Source organism: Paracoccus litorisediminis, assembly GCF_009711205.1.
GTDB classification, from domain to species: domain Bacteria; phylum Pseudomonadota; class Alphaproteobacteria; order Rhodobacterales; family Rhodobacteraceae; genus Paracoccus; species Paracoccus litorisediminis.
Genome location: NZ_WMIG01000003.1, coordinates 144413 through 165955, shown reverse-complemented (window position 1 = coordinate 165955; position 21543 = coordinate 144413). Strand labels below are relative to the sequence as shown.

General features: G+C 66.4%; 16 protein-coding genes. 11 read left to right on the top strand and 5 right to left on the bottom strand.

The window, feature by feature from the left end; all coding sequences use genetic code 11:
* Positions 1-29: 29 nt before the first annotated feature.
* The 4 genes from hutU to hutI are packed head-to-tail and all read right to left on the bottom strand — an operon-like array spanning position 30 to position 5224.
* The gene (gene hutU, locus GL300_RS09495; protein ID WP_155039385.1) at positions 30-1694 is read right to left on the bottom strand and encodes a urocanate hydratase; all 1665 of its coding nucleotides are present in this window, start codon (positions 1692-1694) and stop codon (positions 30-32) included.
* A 5-nt stretch (positions 1695-1699) separates the two neighbouring features.
* Entirely contained in the window at positions 1700-2491 is a 792-nt protein-coding gene (gene hutG / locus GL300_RS09490; RefSeq protein ID WP_343042963.1) for an N-formylglutamate deformylase, read from the bottom strand.
* Complete coding sequence (hutH, locus tag GL300_RS09485) at positions 2488-4053, bottom strand: histidine ammonia-lyase (RefSeq protein ID WP_211595007.1); 1566 nt, start codon at positions 4051-4053, stop codon at positions 2488-2490. Before hutH ends, hutG begins: the two co-directional genes overlap by 4 nt.
* Positions 4022-5224: an imidazolonepropionase gene (gene hutI / locus GL300_RS09480; RefSeq protein ID WP_155039383.1), complete on the bottom strand. Its 1203-nt coding sequence runs from the start codon at positions 5222-5224 to the stop codon at positions 4022-4024. Before hutI ends, hutH begins: the two co-directional genes overlap by 32 nt.
* A gap of 95 nt (positions 5225-5319) precedes the next feature.
* Between hutI and GL300_RS09475 the strand changes: the two genes are divergently transcribed.
* From GL300_RS09475 to GL300_RS09465, 3 genes are read left to right on the top strand one after another with little or no spacing between them, the layout of a single operon-like run.
* Positions 5320-6681 carry a formimidoylglutamate deiminase gene (locus tag GL300_RS09475; RefSeq protein ID WP_155039382.1) on the top strand — a complete coding sequence of 454 codons (1362 nt, stop codon included), beginning with the start codon at positions 5320-5322 and terminating at the stop codon, positions 6679-6681.
* A complete protein-coding gene (locus GL300_RS09470) occupies positions 6678-7388 on the top strand; it encodes a histidine utilization transcriptional repressor HutC (protein ID WP_343042962.1) in 711 nt (236 codons plus the stop codon). The genes GL300_RS09475 and GL300_RS09470 overlap by 4 nt, the downstream gene beginning before the upstream one ends.
* 10 nt (positions 7389-7398) lie before the next feature.
* Complete coding sequence (locus tag GL300_RS09465) at positions 7399-7974, top strand: histidine phosphatase family protein (RefSeq protein WP_155039380.1); 576 nt, start codon at positions 7399-7401, stop codon at positions 7972-7974.
* 3 nt (positions 7975-7977) lie between these two features.
* Here the strand turns inward: GL300_RS09465 and GL300_RS09460 are convergent, their stop codons facing one another.
* Entirely contained in the window at positions 7978-8955 is a 978-nt protein-coding gene (locus GL300_RS09460) for a glycosyltransferase family 32 protein (RefSeq protein WP_170297642.1), read from the bottom strand.
* A gap of 139 nt (positions 8956-9094) precedes the next feature.
* Between GL300_RS09460 and GL300_RS09455 the strand changes: the two genes are divergently transcribed.
* The 8 genes from GL300_RS09455 to GL300_RS09420 are packed head-to-tail and all read left to right on the top strand — an operon-like array spanning position 9095 to position 21488.
* Positions 9095-11026, top strand: a complete 1932-nt coding sequence (locus GL300_RS09455) for a dipeptide ABC transporter ATP-binding protein (protein ID WP_211595004.1) — start codon at positions 9095-9097, stop codon at positions 11024-11026.
* A complete protein-coding gene (locus GL300_RS09450) occupies positions 11023-12945 on the top strand; it encodes an ABC transporter substrate-binding protein (protein ID WP_155039378.1) in 1923 nt (640 codons plus the stop codon). The genes GL300_RS09455 and GL300_RS09450 overlap by 4 nt, the downstream gene beginning before the upstream one ends.
* A gap of 3 nt (positions 12946-12948) precedes the next feature.
* Entirely contained in the window at positions 12949-13944 is a 996-nt protein-coding gene (locus tag GL300_RS09445; protein ID WP_155039377.1) for an ABC transporter permease, read from the top strand.
* Positions 13941-15116, top strand: coding sequence for an ABC transporter permease (locus GL300_RS09440; protein ID WP_155039376.1), 1176 nt, complete (start codon positions 13941-13943; stop codon positions 15114-15116). Before GL300_RS09445 ends, GL300_RS09440 begins: the two co-directional genes overlap by 4 nt.
* Before the next feature lie 29 nt (positions 15117-15145).
* The gene (locus tag GL300_RS09435; protein ID WP_155039375.1) at positions 15146-16366 is read left to right on the top strand and encodes a glycosyltransferase family protein; all 1221 of its coding nucleotides are present in this window, start codon (positions 15146-15148) and stop codon (positions 16364-16366) included.
* On the top strand, positions 16318-17613 hold the full coding sequence (locus tag GL300_RS09430) for a glycosyltransferase family 4 protein (RefSeq protein WP_155039374.1): 1296 nt from the start codon (positions 16318-16320) through the stop codon (positions 17611-17613). Before GL300_RS09435 ends, GL300_RS09430 begins: the two co-directional genes overlap by 49 nt.
* A complete protein-coding gene (locus tag GL300_RS09425) occupies positions 17610-18773 on the top strand; it encodes a glycosyltransferase family protein (protein WP_155039373.1) in 1164 nt (387 codons plus the stop codon). Before GL300_RS09430 ends, GL300_RS09425 begins: the two co-directional genes overlap by 4 nt.
* A 6-nt stretch (positions 18774-18779) precedes the next feature.
* Positions 18780-21488: an ABC transporter transmembrane domain-containing protein gene (locus GL300_RS09420; RefSeq protein ID WP_155039372.1), complete on the top strand. Its 2709-nt coding sequence runs from the start codon at positions 18780-18782 to the stop codon at positions 21486-21488.
* Positions 21489-21543: the final 55 nt, after the last annotated feature.

The following is a 21543-nucleotide window of genomic DNA, read 5'->3' as shown; positions in this document are numbered from 1 at the left end:
TCGTTTCGTTGCGTCGTCGCCCCCTTGAATCAGAGAATGCCCGGCAAGTTCAACCCATGCTCTTTGGCGCATTCGATGGCAATGTCATAGCCTGCATCCGCATGACGCATCACGCCGGTTGCTGGGTCATTCCACAGCACGCGCGCGATGCGGCGGTCGGCATCCTCGCTGCCGTCGCAGCAGATGACCATGCCCGAATGCTGCGAAAAGCCCATGCCGACGCCGCCGCCGTGATGCAGCGACACCCAGGTCGCGCCGGATGCGGTGTTCAGCAGCGCGTTCAGCAGCGGCCAGTCGGACACGGCATCCGAGCCGTCCTGCATCGCCTCGGTTTCCCGGTTGGGCGAAGCGACCGAACCAGAGTCCAGATGGTCGCGGCCAATGACGATCGGGGCCTTCAGCTCGCCATTGCGAACCATTTCGTTGAAGGCAAGGCCCAGCTTGTGGCGAATGCCAAGCCCGACCCAGCAGATCCGCGCGGGCAGACCCTGGAACGCGATGCGTTCCTGCGCCATGTCCAGCCAATTATGCAGATGCGCGTCATCGACCAGTTCCTTGACCTTGGCGTCGGTCTTGCGGATGTCCTCGGGGTCGCCCGAAAGCGCCGCCCAGCGGAAGGGACCGATGCCGCGGCAGAACAGCGGGCGGATATAGGCGGGGACAAAACCCGGGAAGGCAAAGGCGCGGGTGAAGCCCTCTTCCAGCGCCATCTGGCGGATGTTGTTGCCGTAATCGACGGTCGGGATCCCGGCATCGGCAAAGGCCACCATGGCCTCGACCTGCACGCGCATCGAGGCACGAGCGGCTTTTTCGACCGCTTTCGGGTCGGATTCCTGTTTCGCGCGCCATTCGGCGACGGTCCAGCCGATCGGCAGGTAGCCATGCACCGGGTCATGGGCGCTGGTCTGGTCGGTGACCAGATCGGGGCGGACGCCGCGCTTGACCAGTTCCGGGAAGACATCGGCGGCGTTGCCGATCAGCGCCACGGATTTCGCCTCTCCGGCCTTGGTCCAGCGGTCGATCATCGCCAGAGCTTCGTCCAGATCGTGGGTCTTTTCATCGACATAACGGGTGCGCAGACGGAAATCGGCGCGGGTCTCGTCGCATTCGACGGCCAGACAGCAGGCCCCGGCCATCACGGCGGCCAGCGGCTGCGCGCCGCCCATGCCGCCAAGACCACCGGTCAGCACCCATTTGCCCTTCAGGTCGCCGCCGTAATGCTGGCGACCGGCCTCGACAAAGGTTTCATAAGTGCCCTGAACGATGCCCTGCGTGCCGATATAGATCCACGAACCGGCGGTCATCTGGCCGTACATGGCCAGTCCGCGCTTGTCCAGTTCGTTGAAATGGTCCCAGTTCGCCCAATGCGGCACCAGGTTCGAGTTGGCGATCAGCACGCGCGGCGCGTCCTTGTGGGTCTTGAAGACGCCGACCGGCTTGCCGGATTGCACCAGCAGGGTCTCGTCCTCTTCCAGAGCGCGCAGGCTATCGACGATCAGGTCGAAATCCTTCCAGGTCCGGGCGGCGCGGCCGATGCCGCCATAGACGACCAGCTCATGCGGGTTCTCGGCCACGTCGGGATGCAGGTTGTTCATCAGCATCCGCAAGGGGGCCTCGGTCAGCCAGCTTTTCGCGGTGATCTCGGTTCCGGTGGCGGGATAGACGTCGCGGGTATTGTGACGGGGGTTGTCCATCTGGGTCATGCCTTCAGTTCGGCGGCAAGCGCCGCGAGTTGGTGCAGGATATGGGAAAGGGTCACGCGCAGGCCGGCGGCCTTGGCGTCGTCATAGGCAAAGGGTGGGGTTTCCGTGGCCAGATGGGTGGATTGCGCCAGCTCCATCTGGATCGCATGGACGCCGGTGCCCGGCTGGCCGTAATGCCGGGTGGTCCAGCCGCCCTTGAAGCGGCCGTTCAGCACATGGGTCTGGCCGGTGGCGGCGCAGATGTCGAACACGGCCTTTTCGATGCGCGGGGCGCAAGCAGCACCGCTATTCGTGCCGATGTTGAAGTCGGGAAGCGTGCCTTCGAACAGGAAGGGGATGTGGCTGCGGATCGAGTGGCAATCATACAGGATCGCCACGCCATGCTTGGCCCGGACCCGCTGAATTTCCGCCGCCAAGGCCGCGTGATAGGGCGCGTGGAAGCGGACCTTGCGGTCGGCGATATCCTCGGCCGTGGGCTCAGAGATCCAGATCGGCTCGCCGTCGAAATCGGTGACGGGAACAAGGCCGGTGGTGTTCTGGCCGGGATACAGGCTTGCATCATCCGCGCCGCGATTGGCGTCGATGACATAGCGGTGGAAGGTTGCCCGCACCGTGGTCGCGCCGGGCAGCAGCCCATCGTAAAGCCGTTCGATATGCCAGTCGGTATCGGCCAGAACCTGCCCGCGCGGGTTCAGTTGCGCGCGGATTTCCTCGGGCAGCCAAGTCCCGGTATGGGGCAGGCCAAGGATGACCGGGCTGTCGCCTTGGGTGACTTCGACCGGGGTCACGCCGTCACCTCGGCCAGCAGTTCGGGGGCGACGGCTGCGACCAGCGCGCCTTCGCGGACCAGACGCGCGGCTTCAGTCAGATCGGGGGCCATGTAACGGTCCTGATCCAGCGCCGGAACCGTCGCGCGCAGGGTGGCGATCACCGATTGCAGCGGGGCCGAGGTGGTCAGCGGCGCGCGGAATTCGACGCCAGCGGCAGCGCACATCGCCTCGATCCCGATGATATGGGCCAGGTTCGCGTTCATCCGCTTCAGGCGACGCGCACCATGGGCGGCCATGGACACGTGGTCCTCTTGGTTGGCGCTGGTCGGCGTCGAGTCGGTCGAGCAGGGATTGGCCAGATGCTTGTTCTCGCTCATCAGCGCGGCGCTGGTGACTTCGGCGATCATCAGGCCCGAATTCAGACCCGGATCGGGGGTCAGGAAGGGGGGCAGGTCATGGGACAGGGCCGGGTCCACCATCAGCGCGATGCGGCGCTGGGAAATCGCCCCGATTTCCGCGATCGCCAGCGCGATCTGGTCGGCGGCAAAGGCCACGGGTTCGGCGTGGAAGTTCCCGCCCGAGACGATCAGGTCCTGACTGGTCAGCACCAGCGGGTTGTCGGTCGCGGCATTGGATTCGATTTCCAGCGTGCGGGCGGCCTGCCACAGCAGGTCGATGCAGGCCCCGGTCACCTGCGGCTGGCAGCGGATGCAATAGGGGTCCTGCACGCGGGTATCGCCGACCCGGTGGCTTTCGCGGATTTCGCTGCCATCCATCAGGCCCCGGATGGCGCGGGCGGCAAGGATCTGGCCGCGATGGCCGCGCAAAGTGTGGATTTCCTCAAGGAAGGGCGCGGTCGAGCCCATGATCGCATCGGTCGACAGCGACGAGGTGACCAGCGCCGCGCGGGCGCTTGCGAATGCGTCGAACAGCCCGGCCAGCGCAAAGGCGGTCGAGGCCTGCGTGCCGTTGATCAGCGCCAGACCCTCTTTGGCGGCCAGCACGACCGGGGCAAGCCCTGCTGCAGCCAGCGCCTCGGCGGATGCCATCTCGCGGCCCTTATGGGTCGCGCGGCCCTCGCCCAGCATGGTCGCGGCCATATGCGCCAGCGGCGCCAGATCGCCGGAAGCGCCGACCGAGCCCTGCGACGGGATCACCGGCAGCACGCCTTGGGCCAGCATGTTTTCGATCAGCGCGATGACCTCGGGGCGGACGCCCGAAGCGCCGCGACCCAGCGACAGCAGCTTCAGCACCATGATCAGGCGGGTGGTTTCCGGCTCGACCGGCTCACCCACGCCGCAGCAATGCGACAGGATCAGGTTGCGTTGCAGGGTGGCGGTATCCTCGGAGCGGATCTTGATCGAGGCCAGTTTGCCGAAACCGGTGTTCACGCCGTAAACCGGCACGTCGCCATTGGCCGCCGCTTGGATACGGGCCGCAGAGGCCGCGATGCCGGGGCGGGCGCTGTCGGCCAGCCGCACGGCCAGCCCCTTGCGCCAGACGGATTCCAGCTGGGCCAGAGTGGTTTCACCGGGGGTAAGGATCAGTTCAGACAAATTCGCCTCCGACAATGCGGGCATGAAGGGGATTGAAGCCGATGCGATAGGTCAGCTCGGCGGGATGGGTGATGTCCCAGATGGCCAGATCGGCGCGCATTCCGGGGGAAAGCTGGCCGCGATCACGCAGGCCAAGGGCGGTGGCCGCATGGCGGGTGACGCCGGTCAGGCATTCCACCGGCGTCATGCGAAACAGCGTCGCGCCCATGTTCATCGTCAGCAGGATCGAGGTCAGCGGCGAGGTGCCGGGGTTGCAATCGGTCGCCAGCGCAATCGGCACGCCCGCGTCGCGCAGGGCTTGAAGCGGCGGGTATTTCGTCTCGCGCAGGGTATAGAACGCGCCGGGCAGCAGCACCGCGACGGTGCCGGATGCGGCCATGGCGTCGATGCCGTCCTGACCCAGCCATTCGAGGTGATCGGCGGAAAGCGCGCCGTGCTGCGCGGCCATTTCGGCACCGTGAAGGTCCGAGAGCTGTTCGGCATGCAGCTTGACCGGCAGGCCAAGCTGGGCGGCGGCGTCAAAGATCGCGGCCATTTCCTCGCGGGAAAAGGCGATGCCCTCGCAGAAGCCGTCGACCGCGTCGATCAGCCCTTCGGCATGGCCTTGCTGCATTCCGGCGATGACCACGTCGCGGATATAACCCGCGCGGTCGTCCTTGTATTCGGGGGGCAGGGCATGGGCCGCCAGCCATGTGGTGCGCACGGTGACGGCGCGGACTTCGGCAATGCGACGCGCGACGCGCAGCATTTTCAGTTCATCCTGAACTGTCAGGCCATAGCCCGACTTGATTTCCAGCGTGGTCACGCCCTCGGCCAGCAGCGCATCGACGCGGGGCAGGGATTGGGCCAGCAGGGCTTCTTCATCCGCCTCGCGGGTATTGCGGACGCTGGAGAGGATGCCGCCACCGGCGCGGGCGATTTCCTCATAGCCGGCGCCTTCCAGCCGCATCTCGAATTCGCGGGCACGGTCGCCGCCAAAGACGACATGGGTATGGCAGTCGATCAGCCCCGGCGTGACCAGCCGCCCACCCAGATCATGGCGCGGCAAATCGGCATATTCGCCGGGCAGCGCGGTCTCAGGTCCGACCCAGACGATTCGGTCGCCATCCAGCACCATCGCGCCCTGCTGGATCAGGTCGTAACCACCTGATTCAGCCGACATTCCGGCGAAATTCCCCTGCATCAGAAGCAGCATCCCGACGCTCCGTCATTGATTTCTTCTTCGTTCTATGTCTAAACTTAATCAGCATCTATGTCTAAACTTATTTTGACGTGAAAAGGGGCAAGCGGATGGTTCGGATCTGGGCAGAGCGGGCCTTGTTGCCCGAAGGTTGGGCGGAAAACGTATCGGTGACGGTCGAGGATGGCCGCATCACCGCGGTCACCGCCGGGTCTGCACCCGAGGGGCATCGCGTCGGGCTGCTGCTGCCCGCAATGGCGAACCTGCACAGCCACGCCTTTCAGCGCGCGATGGCCGGTCTGAGCGAGGCCAGGGGCCCCGAGCCGCGCGACACTTTCTGGACATGGCGCCAGATCATGTACCGCTTTCTGGAGCATCTGACCCCGGATGATGTCGAACCCATCGCCGCGCTGGTCCAGATGGAGATGCTGGAGGCGGGCTATGCCACCAATGTCGAATTCCATTACCTGCATCACGGCGTCGGCGGCGGGCATTACGACAATATCGCGGAAATGGCGGCGCGGATTGCGGCGGCGGCCAGCCGGACGGGCATCGGCCTGACCCTGCTGCCGGTGCATTACCAGTTCGGCGGCACCGACCGCCGCGCGCTGATCCCCGGTCAGGACCGTTTCGGCACCACCCCCGAGGAATTCCAGCGCCTGCTGGAAGGGGCCGAGGGTACGCTGGCACATCTGGACGGCGATAGCGGCATCGGCATCGCCCCTCATTCGCTGCGCGCCGTGTCGCCCGAAGCATTGCAGATGTGCGTGGCACTGCGCCCGGATCGCCCGCTGCATATGCATCTGGCCGAGCAGATCCCGGAAATCCACGAGATCAGCGCCGCCTATGGCCGCCGCCCGGTCGAATGGGTTCTGGACAATTTCGCCCCCGATCGCCGCTGGACGCTGATCCACCTGACCCACATGACCGAGGACGAGACCCGCCGCCTTGCTGCCAGTGGCGCGGTCGCGGGTCTGTGCCCGATCACCGAATCCTCGCTGGGGGATGGCATCTTCAACGGCACGATCTGGGCCGAGGCCGGCGGGCGGCTGGGCTTTGGCTCGGACAGCAATATCCGCATCTCGCTGGTCGAAGAGTTGCGCACGCTGGAATACAGCCAGCGCCTGCGCGACCGGGGCCGGGCGATTCTGGCGCAGCCGGGGCGTTCGACCGGGCGGGTCATCTATGAAGCCGGTCTGGACGGCGGCGCGACGGCGGCGGGCCGCGAGACCGGGGCGATTGCGCAAGGGCTGTGGGCGGATCTGGTCGCCATCGACACGGACAATCCGGTCATGGCCGGGCGCAAGGACGACCAGTTGCTGGACAGCCTGATCTTTGCCGGGCATGACGGGCTGGTCCGCGATGTCTGGTCGGCGGGACGCCATGTCGTGCAATCGGGCCGCCATCTGGACCGCGACCGCATCATGGCCGAGTATCTGGCGACCATCGCCCGCGTTCAGGATCGCATGTGACCGACCGACCCGCCACCAACCCTTCCAAGGCCCATGCCATCGTGACCGAGGTGCGCCGCCGCATTGTCGAGCGCGAATGGCGGCAGGGCGACCGCATCCCCGATGAGGTCGAACTGGCCGTCGAATTCGGCGTCGCCCGCGCCACGGTGAACAAGGCCCTGCAATTGCTGGCCGAAGAGGGGCTGCTGGACCGCAAGCGTCGGGCGGGAACTCATGTCACCGTGAACCCCGCCCGCAAGGCCACGCTGACCATCCCGATCGTGCGCGAGCAGATCGAGGGTGCGGGCATGGCCTATAGCCACCGCATCATCGCCCAAAAGCACGGCCCCGCGCCCGCCGACATTGCCTCGCGCATGGCCGAGGCCGAGGGCACGATGATGATCCATCTGCGCACCGTCCATTACGGCGATGACAAGCCGTTTCAGGTCGAGGACCGCTGGATCAATCCCAAGGCCGCCCCGGGGGCCGAGCATGTCGACTTCCAGCGCATCAACCCCAACGAATGGCTGGTGCGGAATTTCCCCTGGCTGCGCGGCGACATCGCCTTTTCCGCCGAGAATGCCGATGCCCGCGACGCGCGCCTGCTGGAAACCCGGCAGGGCACGGCGCTGCTGATCCTGCAGCGGACGACATGGAACGATCAGGGCGCGATCACCTCGGTCCGGCTGGCCTTTCATCCGGGCTATTCGATGGTGGCTTCGCCATGAGGGCGGTCGCGTGATCTATCTGCTGCGGCACGGAGAGACCGAGTTCAACCGCGAGGGCCGCTATCAGGGCGCCGCGGATTCGCCCCTGACCGAGCGTGGGCAGGGCCAGTCCCTGACCTGCGGGCGCATCCTTCAGCGGCATCTGGACGGGCGGCTGCCGCCGCTCTGGTGCAGCCCGCAGCCGCGCGCGCAGGTGACGGCAGGTTTGGTCGCGCGCGCCCTGCCGCCCTTGGACCTGCGCCTTGATCCGCGTCTGCGCGAGATTTCCATGGGGGTCTGGGACGGGCTGACCCGGGCCGAGATCGAATCCGGCTGGCCCGGCACCCGCAAGGCCCATCCACCCCGGCAATGGATGTTCCACGCCCCCGGCGGTGAGCGGCTGGAACAGGTGTTGGACCGTTTGCGCGCGCTGCTGGCCGATGCCGCCAGCCTGCCGGATGTGATCTTTGTCGGGCATGGCGTCACCGGTCGGCTGCTGCGCGGGTTGCACCGAAACCTGCCCTTGCCCGAGGCCCTGCTGCTGGATGCGGCGCAGAATGCGGTCTTTGCCCTTGGCCCGGATGGGTCCGAGACGCGGCTGGACTGACCCCTACCAGCTTTTCCATTCCAGCAGGAATTCCGCGCCCGGCCCGGCGGCCAGTTCCTGCGCTTTGGCCTGCACCTCGGCCAAGGGCGTGCCGCGCGGCACCGATCCGCCCAGCAATCCGATATCCAGCACATTGACCGGGCCGCGTCTGGCAGCAAGGGTGAAGGGCAGGGGGCCGGTCTGCCACCATGCCGGGGTGCCGGGCAGGCGGGCGGCGAATTCCGGCAGCACCTGCAGCAACCACAGAATCGCCGGGTGCTGCGGCGGCGTGGCGATCGTCCCATTGGCCAGCAGCATTCCCGCGCCGCCGACCAGTCGCGGCCCGGCCTCGGGGATCGCCGAAAGGCCATAGGGTGGCAGGATGTCCTCGGGCGACAGTTCGGGGCGAATCGGGTACCAGTCGCAATCCAGATAAAGCCCGCCCCAATGCGCCAGCACGTGATAGCGCGCCACGTCGACCGCGCCGGGCAGATCGCCCGCCGCCCGCATCGCCAGATACAGGGGGTCGCTGGTGACGCCCAGCCGGGCCAGATCGGTTTCCTGCCACAGCCGGTAATCCCAGCCATGCCGCAGGGCCCAGGCCCGCCAGATCCCGCAATTCGGCGGCACCGGGCCGCCCACCCACAGCTGATGCACCATGCGCGTGACCGGCTGCCCGGCGGCGCGGGCATGGGCGGCGCGGGTGGCGGGATCGGCGGGGAACAGGTCGGCCAGCAGATCTTGTGGCGGGACGGCGGTGGCGCGCAGTCCGGTCATCTGAACCGGATCGCCCGCCAGTTTCGCCAGCCGCAGCCGGGCCGAATGCAGCTTGCGCGGCAGGCCCAGTTGGGTCGGCTGACCCAGCAATCCGACCTGCGGATCGGCGGCGATCCGGTCCAGCGCCGCCCATGCCTGTTTCAATCGGGCCTGATCCATCCCGCCCGCGCGTGCCAGCGCCAGCGCCGCGTCGATTTCCGCGATCAGCCTGTCTTTTGCCGACATCATGCCCTCCGCTTTCGGCAATTTGTGGCCGTATCCGTTACGATCGTTCAAGATAATTCACGCAAGACGGTGATTCCATGCTTTTGTCCTAGCGGACGGATGCGCAAACGCGGCAGGCGCCGCCAGTCAGGAGAAAGGCTTGCAAGACCGGCTGACGGCGACGCGGGACCTGTTGCGGGTCGAGGGGTTGCGGGTCTCATTCCCGCTGCTGGGGGGTGACCTGACGGCAGTGGACGGGGCCAGCCTGCGCGTGCTGCCGGGCCGGATCACGGCGCTGGTCGGCGAAAGCGGGTCAGGCAAAAGCATCACCGGCCAGACCATCATGGGGTTGCAGCCCAGTCAGGCGCGGGTCTCGGGCCGGATCTGGTTCAATCCCGGCGAGGGTGAGGCCGGCGGCCCGCCCTTGGACCTGCTGACCTTGCCGCGAGACGGGCGGCAGATCCGGGCGATACGCGGCGACCGCATCGGGATGATCTTTCAGGAACCGATGACCAGCTTCTCGGCGCTGCACACCATCGGCAACCAATTGTCCGAGGCCCTGCGCCTGCACCGCCCCCTGACCAAGCGCGAGGCCCGCGAGCGCTGCGAAGCGATGCTGGCCCGCGTCGGTTTCGGCCATCCCGGCCGGGTCTTCGACATGTATCCGTTCGAGCTGTCGGGCGGCATGCGCCAGCGCGCGATGATCGCCATGGCGGCGATCTGCGGCCCGGACCTGCTGATCGCGGACGAGCCGACGACGGCGCTGGACGTGACCATTCAGGCGCAGATCCTTGGGCTGATCCGCGATCTGCAGCAGGAACTGGGGATGGCGGTGCTGCTGATCACCCATGATCTGGGCGTGGTCGCCAATCTGGCCGATGAGGTGGTGGTGATGCATCGCGGTCAGGTGATGGAGGCGGGCGACACCGCCACGATCTTTCACAACCCGCAGCACCTGTATCTGCGCGGGCTGATGCAGGCGGTGCCGGTGCTGGGCCATGCCGGCCGCGCCCGGCTGCGCCCCTTGCGCGAAATCCCGCCCGACGGCATTCGCGAACTGGCACGGCTGGGCCGCCCCGAGGGGCGACACGAACCAAGCCTGCGCCCGCTGGTATCCCTGCGCGAGGTCAGCAAGGCGTTTTTACCGCGCCATCAGTCATGGTCGCTGATCTCCTCGAATGCGCAGCCGGTGACGGCGGTGGACCGGGTCAGTCTGGACATCATGCGCGGCGAATGTCTGGGGCTGGTCGGCGAAAGCGGCTCGGGCAAGACCACGATCGGCAAGCTGCTGGTCCGCGCCATGACCCCGGATGCGGGCACGATCATCTTTGACGACGGCACCGAGGTCATCGACATCGCCGAGGCGCAAGGCCCGGCGCTGGATGATCTGCGCTCAAGGGTGCAGATGATCTTTCAGGACCCGGTTTCCTCGCTGTCGCCGCGGATGACGGTCGGAAGCATCCTGTCCGAACCGTTGGAGATTCACCGTCGCGGCACGCCCGAGGAACGCCGCCGGCTGGTCACGGCGCTGCTGTCGGCAATCGGGCTGGGGCAGGGGGCGGCGGCGCGCTTTCCGCACAGCTTTTCCGGCGGGCAGCGGCAACGGATCGGCATTGCGCGGGCCTTGGCGCTGACCCCGGAATTCATCATCTGCGATGAGGTGGTCTCGGCGCTGGATGTCTCGGTTCAGGCGCAGATTCTGAACCTGCTCAAGGATTTGCAGCGTGAACTGCACCTGACCTATCTGTTCATCTCGCATGATCTGGGGGTGGTGAATTACATGGCCGACCGGATCGCGGTGATGTGGCGCGGGCGTCTGGTGGAAATCGGCCCCCGCGATCTGGTGATGGAGGCACCGGTCCATCCCTATACCCGCGCGCTTCTGGCCGCGATCCCGGTTCCCGATCCCGCCCGCCCGCTGGACCCGCGCGCCCGCATCCCCACCGCGCGGGCCGAGGCCGAATGGCCCGCCGTCTTCCGCGAGGTGCCGGGCCAGCCAGCGCGCATGGTCGATCTGGGGGCCGGGCACCGGGTGCGCATGCAGGAACTGGCCCATCCCGAACAGATGTTCCAGCAAAGGGCCAGCGGATGAGCAGGACGCCCTTGACCCGTCGGGATACGCTGGCGCTGCTGGGCGCGGGGTTCATCGCGGCCCCGCATGCTGCCCGCGCGCTGACCATTCCCACCTATATCGGCCCCACCTATCTGGAACCCCGCGAATTGGCCGGTGAGCTGCCCGCCGTGGCCGAGCGCCTGCCGCTGGAGCCGCGCGTCATGGACCTGCCCGCGCTTGGCCGCAATGCCGGGCGACACGGCGGCACCATCCGCATGCTGATCGGCGGCCAGCGCGACATCCGCTACATGCCGATCAACGGCTATTCGCGGCTGGTGGGCTTTGACCTTGGGCTGAACCTTGTCGCCGACATCCTGAAGTCATGGGAGGTGCAGGAGGGGCGGATATTCACCCTGCGGCTGCGGCGCGGGCATCGCTGGTCGGACGGCCATCCCTTCACCGCCGAGGATTTCCGCTACTGCTGGCAGGACGTGACGCTGCGCGACGATCTGGGCGGCATGCCGCCCGAGATGCAGCTGGACGGGCAGGGCCCCGAATTCGAGATGCTGGACGAGCTGACCCTGCGCTACAGCTGGCACGCGCCCTTGCCGGATTTCCTGCCGGGGCTGGCCGCGCCCTCGCCTTTGCGCATCTTCATGCCCGCGCATTACATGAAGGGCTTTCACGCCGACTATACGCCCGCCGACACGCTGGCCCGGCTGGTGGTCGAACAGCGCGTCGACGACTGGCAGGGCCTGCACCAGAAAATGAGCCGCGTGACCCGGCCGGAAAATCCCGACCTGCCGACGCTGGAGCCGTGGCGGCCGCGCACTCTGCCTCCGGCGCAGCAATTCGTCTTTGAGCGCAACGCATTCTTTCACCGCGTCGATCAGGACGGGCTGCAACTGCCCTATATCGACCGGGTGGTGATGAATGTCTCCAGCTACGACCTGATCCCGGCCAAGGTGGCGACCGGCGAAAGCGATCTGCAACCGGCGGGGGTCGAGTTTTCCGATTACACGCTGGTCAAAGAGGCCGAGCATCGCTTTCCGATCCGGGTGCATCTGTGGACGCGGACCCAAGGCGCGCGCGTGGCGCTGTATCCGAACCTGACCTGCGCCGATCCGGTCTGGCGGGCGCTTTACCGCGATGTGCGGGTGCGCCGCGCGCTGTCTCTGGCCATCGACCGAACCGAGATCAACAAGGCGCTGTTCTTTGGCCTTGCCCGCGAAAGCGCGAATACGATCATGCCCGAAAGCGTGCTGTTCCGGCAGGAATATGCCCGCGCATGGACGCAGTTCGATCCCGAACAGGCCAATGCGCTGCTGGATCAGGCGGGCCTGTCCGCGCCGCGCCGCGACGGCTTCCGCCGTTTGCCCGACGGTCAGGTCGCGGGCATCCTTGCCGAGACGGCGGGCGAAAGCACGGTGGAAACCGACGTGCTGGAACTGGTGGCCGATCACTTCCGCCGCGTCGGTATCGCGCTGTGGGTGCGGGTGTCGCAGCGCGACCTGTTCCGCAGCCGGACCATGGCCGGGCTGACCAGCATGGCGGTCTGGATGGGTCTGGACAATGCCGTGCCCACCCCCGAGATGCCGCCCTATGAACTGGCCCCCACCAATGAGGACCAGTATCATTGGTCGCAATGGGGGGTGTATTACGCCTCGAAGGGCAAGCAGGGCAAAGCGCCCGAACTGCCCGAGGCGCGCGAATTGGTCGATCTGGTCGGCCGCTGGCGGCTCAGCCAAAGCCATGACGAAAAGCTGTCGATCTGGCACCGGATGCTGGCGATCCATGCCGATCAGGTCTTTACCATCGGCACGGTCAATGGCGCGAAACAGCCGGTCGTCCGCGCCGCCAAGTTGCAGAACCTGCCGGAAACCGGGCTGATCGGCTATCAGCCGACCTCGGTTCTGGGCATCTACATGCCCGACACCTTCTGGCTGGATGAGGGCTAGGGCATGCTGCGTTACCTGTTCCGCCGCCTGCTGATCATGATCCCGACGCTGTTCGTGATCTCGGTGCTGGTCTTCGCCATCATCGAATTGCCGCCGGGGGATTACTTCGAAAGCTACGTCCAGGAACTGAAGATGCTGGGCGAGCCGACCGATCTGCAGGAAATCGAGGCGCTGAAGGCGCGCTACCATTTCGACGCGCCCGCGCCGGTGCGCTACTGGCACTGGGTCACCGGCATGCTGCATGGCGATTTCGGCTACAGCTTCGAATACCGCATGCCCGTCAATGAGGTGGTGGGCGACCGGCTGTGGCTGACCGTGGTGCTAAGCGTCGTGACCATCGCATTCACCTGGCTTCTGGCTTTTCCGATCGGGCTGTATTCGGCCACGCATCAATACAGCTGGGGCGATTACGGGCTGACGCTGCTGGGGCTGATGGGCATTGCCGTGCCGCATTTCATGCTGGCGATCATCCTGATGTATTTCGCCAATATCTGGTTCGGGGTCTCGATCGGCCATATCATGGATCTGGAATATCTGGACCAGCCGATGAGCTGGGCCAAGTTCCATTCGGTCCTCAGCCATATCTGGATACCGGTGCTGATCATCGGCACCGCGGGCACGGCGGGCATGGCGCGGCGGCTGCGCGCCAACCTGCTGGACGAGCTGGGCAAGCAATATGTCACCACCGCCCGCGCCAAGGGCCTGTCGCCCGCCCGCGTGGTGCTGAAATATCCGCTGCGGGTGGCGCTGAACTTCTTTGTCGCCGATATCGGCTCGATCCTGCCCGCGATCATTTCGGGGGCCGAGGTCACGGCGATCATCCTGTCCTTGGAAACCACCGGCCCGATGCTGATCCGCGCGCTGCAAAGTCAGGACATGTATCTGGCCGGATCGTTCCTGATGTTCCTTGCGGCGCTGACGGTGGTGGGGGTGCTGGTGTCAGACGTGGCGCTGAGCCTGCTTGACCCGCGCATCCGCCTGACGGGGAGGCGGGGATGAGCGAGCCGAACCCCCTGCCGCCGCCCGGCGCCGCCCTGCCGCATTACGTGTCGGATGCGCCGTTCGACCCGTCGCGGGAACCGGCTGGCCCGGCCTTCGGGCTGGGCAATGCCAGCCAGCTGCGGCTGATCTGGATCAAGTTCCGCCGTCACCGGGTGGCGCTGATCTCGGGGATCTTCCTGCTGCTGATGTATGGATCGCTGCTGATCACCGAGTTTCTGGCCCCCTACCGGCTGGACACCCGCAATCTGGATTTCATCCACGCGCCGCCGCAGCGGGTGCATCTGTTCCATGACGGGCAGTTCATCGGCCCCTTCGTCTATGGCCAGACCATGCGGCTGGACATGGCCGAGCTGCGCCGGGTCTATACCGACGACCCGACCGATCCGCAGAAACTGCGCTTCTTCTGTCGTGGCGAGCCCTATCTGTTCTGGAAGCTGATCCCTGCCGACCGGCATCTGGTCTGCCCGGCCGAAGGCGGACGCTTCAACCTGCTGGGCACCGACCGGCTGGGGCGGGACGTGTTCTCGCGCATTCTGCACGGGGCGCGGATCTCATTGACCATCGGGCTGCTGGGCACGCTGGTCAGCTTCACGCTGGGCATCGTCATCGGCGGCATTGCCGGTTATCGCGGTGGCTGGTTCGACCACGGGATGCAGCGCATGGTCGAGGTGATCCAGTCGATCCCCTCGATCCCGCTATGGATGACGCTGGCCGCGATCATCCCCCTTAGCTGGAGCCCGCTTCTGGTCTATCTGGGCATCACCCTGATCTTGGGCATGCTGGACTGGACCGGGCAGGCCCGCGCCGTGCGATCCAAGCTTTTCGCGTTGCGCGAAGAGGACTATGTTCTGGCTGCGGAACTCATGGGTGCGCGCAGCCCTCGAATCATCTCGCGTCACCTGATCCCCGGTGTCATGTCGCATCTGATCGCCAGTGCCAGCCTGTCTGTCCCCGGCATGATCCTGGGCGAAACCGCGCTGACCTTCCTTGGCCTTGGCCTGCGCCCCCCGGTCACCAGCTGGGGCATCCTTCTGACCGAGGCGCGCGGCATCAATATCGTCGCGCTGTATCCGTGGCTGCTATGGCCGATGGTGCCGGTGGTGCTGGTGATCCTTGCGTTCAACTTTCTTGGAGACGGGCTGCGCGACGCGGCCGACCCCTATAGATGACCGATCAAGATTTGCCAAAAGGATCGTCCATGACCCCCAGACTGGAAGACGCGCGGATCCTGATGTACAGCCACGACACGTTCGGGCTGGGCCATCTGCGCCGCTGCCGCGAGATCGCGCATGCGCTGGTCGCGGCCTATCGCGGGCTGTCAGTGATGATCATTTCCGGCACCACCATCGCCGGGGCCTTCGATTACCGGGTCCGCGTCGATTTCGTGAAAATCCCCAGCGTGATCAAGCTGCGCAACGGCGAATACCAGTCGATGGCACAGCACACCTCGCTTGAGGACACGCTGGAAATGCGCCGCGCCATCATCCGCCAGACCGCGCAAAGCTTTCACCCCGACATCTTCATCACCGACAAGGAACCGATGGGCCTGCATGGCGAGATCGAGGAAACGCTGGCCTTCCTGAAATCGCAGGGCACGCATCTGGTCCTTGGCCTGCGCGACGTGATGGACGCGCCGGAATTGCTGGGCCCGGAATGGGCGCGCAAGGACGTGCTGCGCAAGATCGAGACCTATTACGACCGCATCTGGGTCTATGGCCCCGAGGGGTTCCACGACCCTCTGGCCGGGCTGATCGTCCCCGAGGCCGTCACCGCGCGCGTGCGCTATACCGGCTTTCTGCGTCGCGCGATCCCCAAGATGGGTACGCCCGCGCATCGTCCTGCGGATGGCTACCTGCTGGTCACGACCGGGGGTGGCGGCGACGGGGCCGACCTGTTCCGCGCGGTCTTTGCCGCGCATCGCCACGATCCCGGCATCGGGCGGACGCTGGCCGTGCTGGGCCCCTATCTGCCCGCCCGCGAACGCGCCGAGCTGCTGGCCGAGGCCGAGACCCTGCCCAATGTCGAGACGATCGAATTCGACAACCGGCTTGAGGAGCTGGTCGCCGGGGCCTCGGGCGTGGTCGGTATGGGCGGCTATAATACCTTCTGCGAGATCCTCAGCTTTGACCGCCCGGCGCTGATCGTGCCGCGCACCCAGCCCCGGCTGGAACAGGCAATCCGGGCCGAGCGCGCCGCCGAACTGGGTCTGGTGCGGATGATGCCCGCCGAGGACACTGTCGATCCCGCCGCCTTTGCCGCGGCGCTGCGGGCGCTGCCCGATGCGCCCCGCCCGTCCAAGTCGCGGGCGGCGGCCAAGGCCGGGTTCATGGCGCTGGACGGTCAGGCCCAGATCGCCCGCGATGTCGGTGAATGGCTGATGGCACCGCGCCAGCCCGCCTTGCGCGCGGTGCAATCCTGAGCGTCGCACAAGATCCCCTGCTGGTCGTGGTCGTCAAAGGCTATCCGCGCCTGTCCGAGACCTTCATCGCCCAGGAATTGCTGGGGCTGGAACGCGCCGGGCTGCGGCTGCGGATCGTGTCCCTGCGCCATCCGACCGACACAAGCCGCCATCCCGTCCATGACGAGATCCGCGCCAAGGTCAGCTACCTGCCCGAATACCTGTATCAGGAACCGATGCGGGTGCTGCGCGGGCTGGGTGCCTGCCTGCCCCGGCGCGGCTTCTGGCGGGCCGGAGGCTTGTTCCTGCGCGATCTGCTGCGCGATCCGACCCCGAACCGGGTCCGCCGTTTCGGGCAGGCGTTGGTCATGGCCGCGGAAATGCCGCAAGGGCCGGTCTGGCTGCACGCGCATTTCGCCCATACCCCGGCCTCGGTCACGCGCTACGGCGCGGCGATCCTCGGGCAAAGCTTTACCGTCTCGGCCCATGCCAAGGACATCTGGACCTCGCCCGATTGGGAACTGGCCGAGAAGATGCGCGATGCCGACTGGACCGTCACCTGCACCGCGACCGGGCGCGATCATCTGGCGGGGCTTGCGCCCGGCGCAGCGGTGCATCTGTCCTATCACGGCTTGGACCACGCGCGCTTTCCCACCCCTGACCTGATGCGTCCGCCCCGCGATGGCAGAAGCCCCGACGATCCGGTGCGTCTGCTGACCATCGGTCGCGCTGTCCCGAAAAAGGGCTTCGGCGTGTTGCTGGACGCGCTGGCCTTGCTGCCGAAAAACCTGAACTGGCACCTGACCCATGTCGGCGGCGGTGGGGAATTGCCGCGTCTGCGGGCGCAGGCGGCGCGGCTGGACATTGCCGCGCGCATCGACTGGCGCGGCGCGCTGGACCAGCGGCAGGTGCTGGACGCCTATCGCCGGGCCGACCTGTTCGTGCTGGCCAGCCGCATCACCCCCGATGGCGACCGCGACGGGTTGCCCAACGTCATTGTCGAGGCCGCCAGCCAGCGCCTTTGTTGCATCGCGACCACGCTTTCGGGCATTCCCGAATTCCTGCGCGAGGGCCAGACCGGTCTGCTGGTCCCCCCCGACGACCCGCAGGCGCTGGCCGTGGCGCTGCAGCGTGCCATCACCGATCCCGCTCTGCGCGACCGTCTGGGCGAAGGCGCGATGCGGCTGGCGCGCGAGGAATTCGACTTTGCCGCCAGCATTTCGGACCTGACGCGACTGTTCCGCCAAAGCTGGAGGGACCAGCCATGACCGCGCCGCGCATCCTGTTCTATGTCCAGCATTTGCTGGGGATCGGCCATCTGGCCCGCGCCAGCCGCATCGCGCAGGCGCTGATCGCGCGGGGGGCAAGGGTGACGCTGGTGACGGGCGGTCTGCCGGTGACGGGTTTCCCGCCGCCCGGGCTGGACCATATCGCGCTGCCCGCGCTGCAAACCGCGGGCGAGGGCTTCTCGGGCCTTGCCGATGCCCATGGCGACCCCGCGACGCCGGAACTTCTGGACCGCCGCCGCGACTTGCTGCTGGCCACCCTGCACCGCGCCGCCCCCGATATCGTCATCACCGAGGCCTTTCCCTTCGGCCGCCGGCAGATGCGTTTCGAATTGCTGCCGCTGCTTGAGGCCATCGCGGTAATGCGGCCCAAACCGATCCTGTGCTGCTCGCTGCGCGACATCCTGCAGGAAAAGACCAAGCCCGGCCGCGATGCCGAAACCGTGGATCTGGTGCTGGCCCATTACGACCGCGTGCTGGTCCATGGCGATCCGGCCTTTGCGCGGCTGGGCGATACCTTTCCGCTGGCCGACCGGATTGCGGATCGGGTGGTCCATACCGGACTGGTCGCGCCACCTGCTCCCCGCCCCGCCGCGCAGGGCTTCGACGTGGTGCTGTCGGCGGGCGGCGGCGCGGTGGGCGAGGGGCTGGCCACTGCCGCGCTTGCCGCCGCGGCGGAACTGCCGGACCTGCGCCTTTGCCTGATCACCGGACCGAACCTGCCCGCGGGGCCGCGGCAGGCCCTTGCGGCGGGGCTCAATGCCCTGCCGCAAGGGCGGCTTCTGGTCGAAACCTTCCGCCCGGATTTCGCGGCGCTGCTGGCGGCGTCGCGGCTGTCGGTGTCGCAGGCGGGCTATAACACCGTCTGCGACGTGCTGCAGGCCGGTTGCCGCGCCATCCTGATCCCCTTCGCCACCGGGGGCGAGACCGAACAGACCACCCGCGCCACCCGCCTTGCCGCCAAGGGCTGGGCCGATATTCTGCCGGAATCCGCGCTGGACGGTCCGTCACTGGCCGCCGCGATCAGGCAGGCGCTGGCCGCGCCTGTGCCAAGTCGTCAGGGGCTTGACCTTGACGGGGCGGGGCGGACTGCCGACATCCTGTATCATCTGGCCGATCACCGCCTGACGGAAGTGAGCTGACCGCCGATGGAACCAAACATCTTCAGATATATCTGGATGCATACACGGCGCGAGCAGATCTTCATCGTGCTCGTCATCGCGGTTTCGATGATCCCGTTCTACATGGCCTTCGATCTGCCCAAGCAGATCGTGAACCGCCCCATCCAGGGGCAGGGCTTCACCAATCCCGGCGACACCCAGCCCTTCATGCAGATCGGCTTCGACCTGCCCTATTTCGGCCATGTCACCCTGACCGAAGGCATCCAGCTTGAACGGCTGCAACTGCTGCTGGCGCTCAGCCTGACCTTTCTGGCGCTGGTCATCGTCAACGGGCTGTTCAAGTTCTACATCAACGTCCAGAAAGGCCGCCTTGGCGAACGCCTGCTGCGCCGCACCCGCTATGAGCTGGTCGACCGCGTGCTGCGCTTTCCGCCCCAGCGCTTCCGGCAGGCCAAGTCGGGCGAGATCGCCAGTCTGGTCAAGGACGAAATCGAGCCCTTGGGCGGTTTCGCCGCCGATGCCTTTACCCAGCCCGCGCTGCTGGGCGGGCAGGCGCTGACGGCGATGTTCTTCATCTTCATGCAGCATTTCTGGCTGGGTATGGTCGCGGCAGCCATGGCGGCGGTGCAGGTCGCGATCATCCCGCGCATGCGGCGACGGCTGATCGTGCTGGGCCGCCAGCGCCAGATCACCGCCCGCGAACTGGCCGGCCGCGTGGCCGAGATCGTCGATGGCATCCAGACCATCCACAGCAATGACACGACAAACTGGGAAAGGGCCGATATCGTCGCCCGTCTGGGTCGGATCTTTCGCATCCGCTACGACATCTACCAGTGGAAATTCCTGGTGAAGTTCCTCAACAACTTCATCGCGCAGATGACGCCCTTTCTGTTCTATTCCATCGGCGGATACCTGACGATCAAGGGCACGCTGGACGTGGGCCAGCTGATTGCCGTGATCAACGCCTACAAGGAATTGCCGGGACCGCTGAAAGAGCTGATCGACTGGGATCTGGCGCGGCAGGACATGCAGGTGAAATACGAACAGGTCATCGAGCAATTCGAGGCCGAAGGGCTGCTTGATCCCGCCCGCCACGATCTTGATGCCGAGGTCCCGCCCGACGTGCTGGGCCCGCTGGCGCTGCATCGCCTGTCCCTGCGCAATGATCTGGGCACGCCGCTGCTTGAGGATGTCTCGCTTGAGGTGGCCCCCGGCGAGACGCTGGCGGTGATCGGCGATGCCTCGGGCGGGGCGCCGCTGGTCGGGGATGTGCTGGCCGGGGTGATGCCGCCTTCGATGGGGCGGGTGACGCTGGGCGGGCGCGATCTGGCGCAGCTGCCGGAACGGGTCACCGGCCGCGCCATCGGCTATGCCGGTCCGGCGATCCATCTGCTGGGCGGGACGGTTCTGGAAAACGTGACCTATGCCCTGCGCCGCCGCCCCGGCGACCCGCCCGAGGATGAGCCGCCCGAGCTGCGCGCCGACCGGGAATGGCGCTGGCACGAGGCCCGTCTGGCCGGTAATCCGCTGCTGGACAAGGATACCGACTGGATCGATTACAACGCCATCCAGCCCGGCCGCGAGGATGGCGACCTGCTGGGCGCGATCCATGAGGTCCTTGAGGTGGTGGGCCTGTCCAGCGATGTCATCAGCTTTGCCGTCCATGCGCCGGTCAATTCGACTCTGGTGCCGCAGATCGAACAGCCGGTGCTTGAAATGCGCCGCAAGCTGCGCGAAAGGCTGGCCGCGCAGAACCTGACCGGGGCAATTCTGCCCTTTGATCCCGACGGCTACAATGCCGAGGCAACGATTTCGGAAAACCTGCTTTTCGGCATTCCGACCGACCGCGATGCCTCGATCAACGCCATCGTCACCCATCCGTTCTTCCGCGATGTGCTGATGGAGTTGGGCCTTGCGCATCGGCTGTTCGATCTGGGCTGGCGTTTCGCGCGGGTGACGCTGGACCTGTTCGGCGGGCTGGCCGACAATCCCGACCTGCTGCAATGGCTGACCTACATGACCCCCGAGGAAATGCCCGAATTCGAGCATATCCTGACCCATTACCAGCCCGGCGGCATCGGCAAGGCGACGCTGGAGCAGCGCATCCGGCTGATCCGGCTGGCCATGTTCTATATCGAGCCGAAATACCGTTTCAGCCTGCTGGACGATGACCTGCGCGCGCTGCTGGTCAAGGGTCGCAAGGTGCTGGCCGAGCGCATGCCCGAGGATCTGCGCGACCACCTGCAACCCTATGATCCCGACGCCTATATGCAGCGCGCCTCGATCCTGCAGAACGTGCTGTTTGGCAAGATCAACCGCCGCGTCGGTCGGGCCGAGGACCGGATCATCGACACCGTGCGCGGCGTGCTGCGCGAGACGATGAAGGGCAACCGTGCCTTCAGCGACGACGTGCTGTCGCTGGGGCTGGGTTATGACGTGGGCGCGGGCGGGCGCAGGTTAAGCCTGCTGCAGCGTCAAAGGCTGGCACTGGCCCGGACATTGCTGCGCCGGTCCGATTTCTATGTCTTCAACGAACCTCTGGGCGGGATCGATCCGGCGTTTCAGGAACGCATCATCGGCAACATTCTGGGCTTTCTGGCGGCCCAGCCGCAGCCCGCCGGGGTGGTCTGGGTGCTTGCAAATCCGGCCTTCGCCCACCATTTCAGTAAGACGGCAGAGTTCGCGAAAGGGCGTCTTGTGCAACAGGTCGTCACCGAACTTAAAGCCGGAGAATGAGCCCCGTTGCCGGAATGGTACGAACGGTGCAATATCGAAGGGCATCCACGTTGAA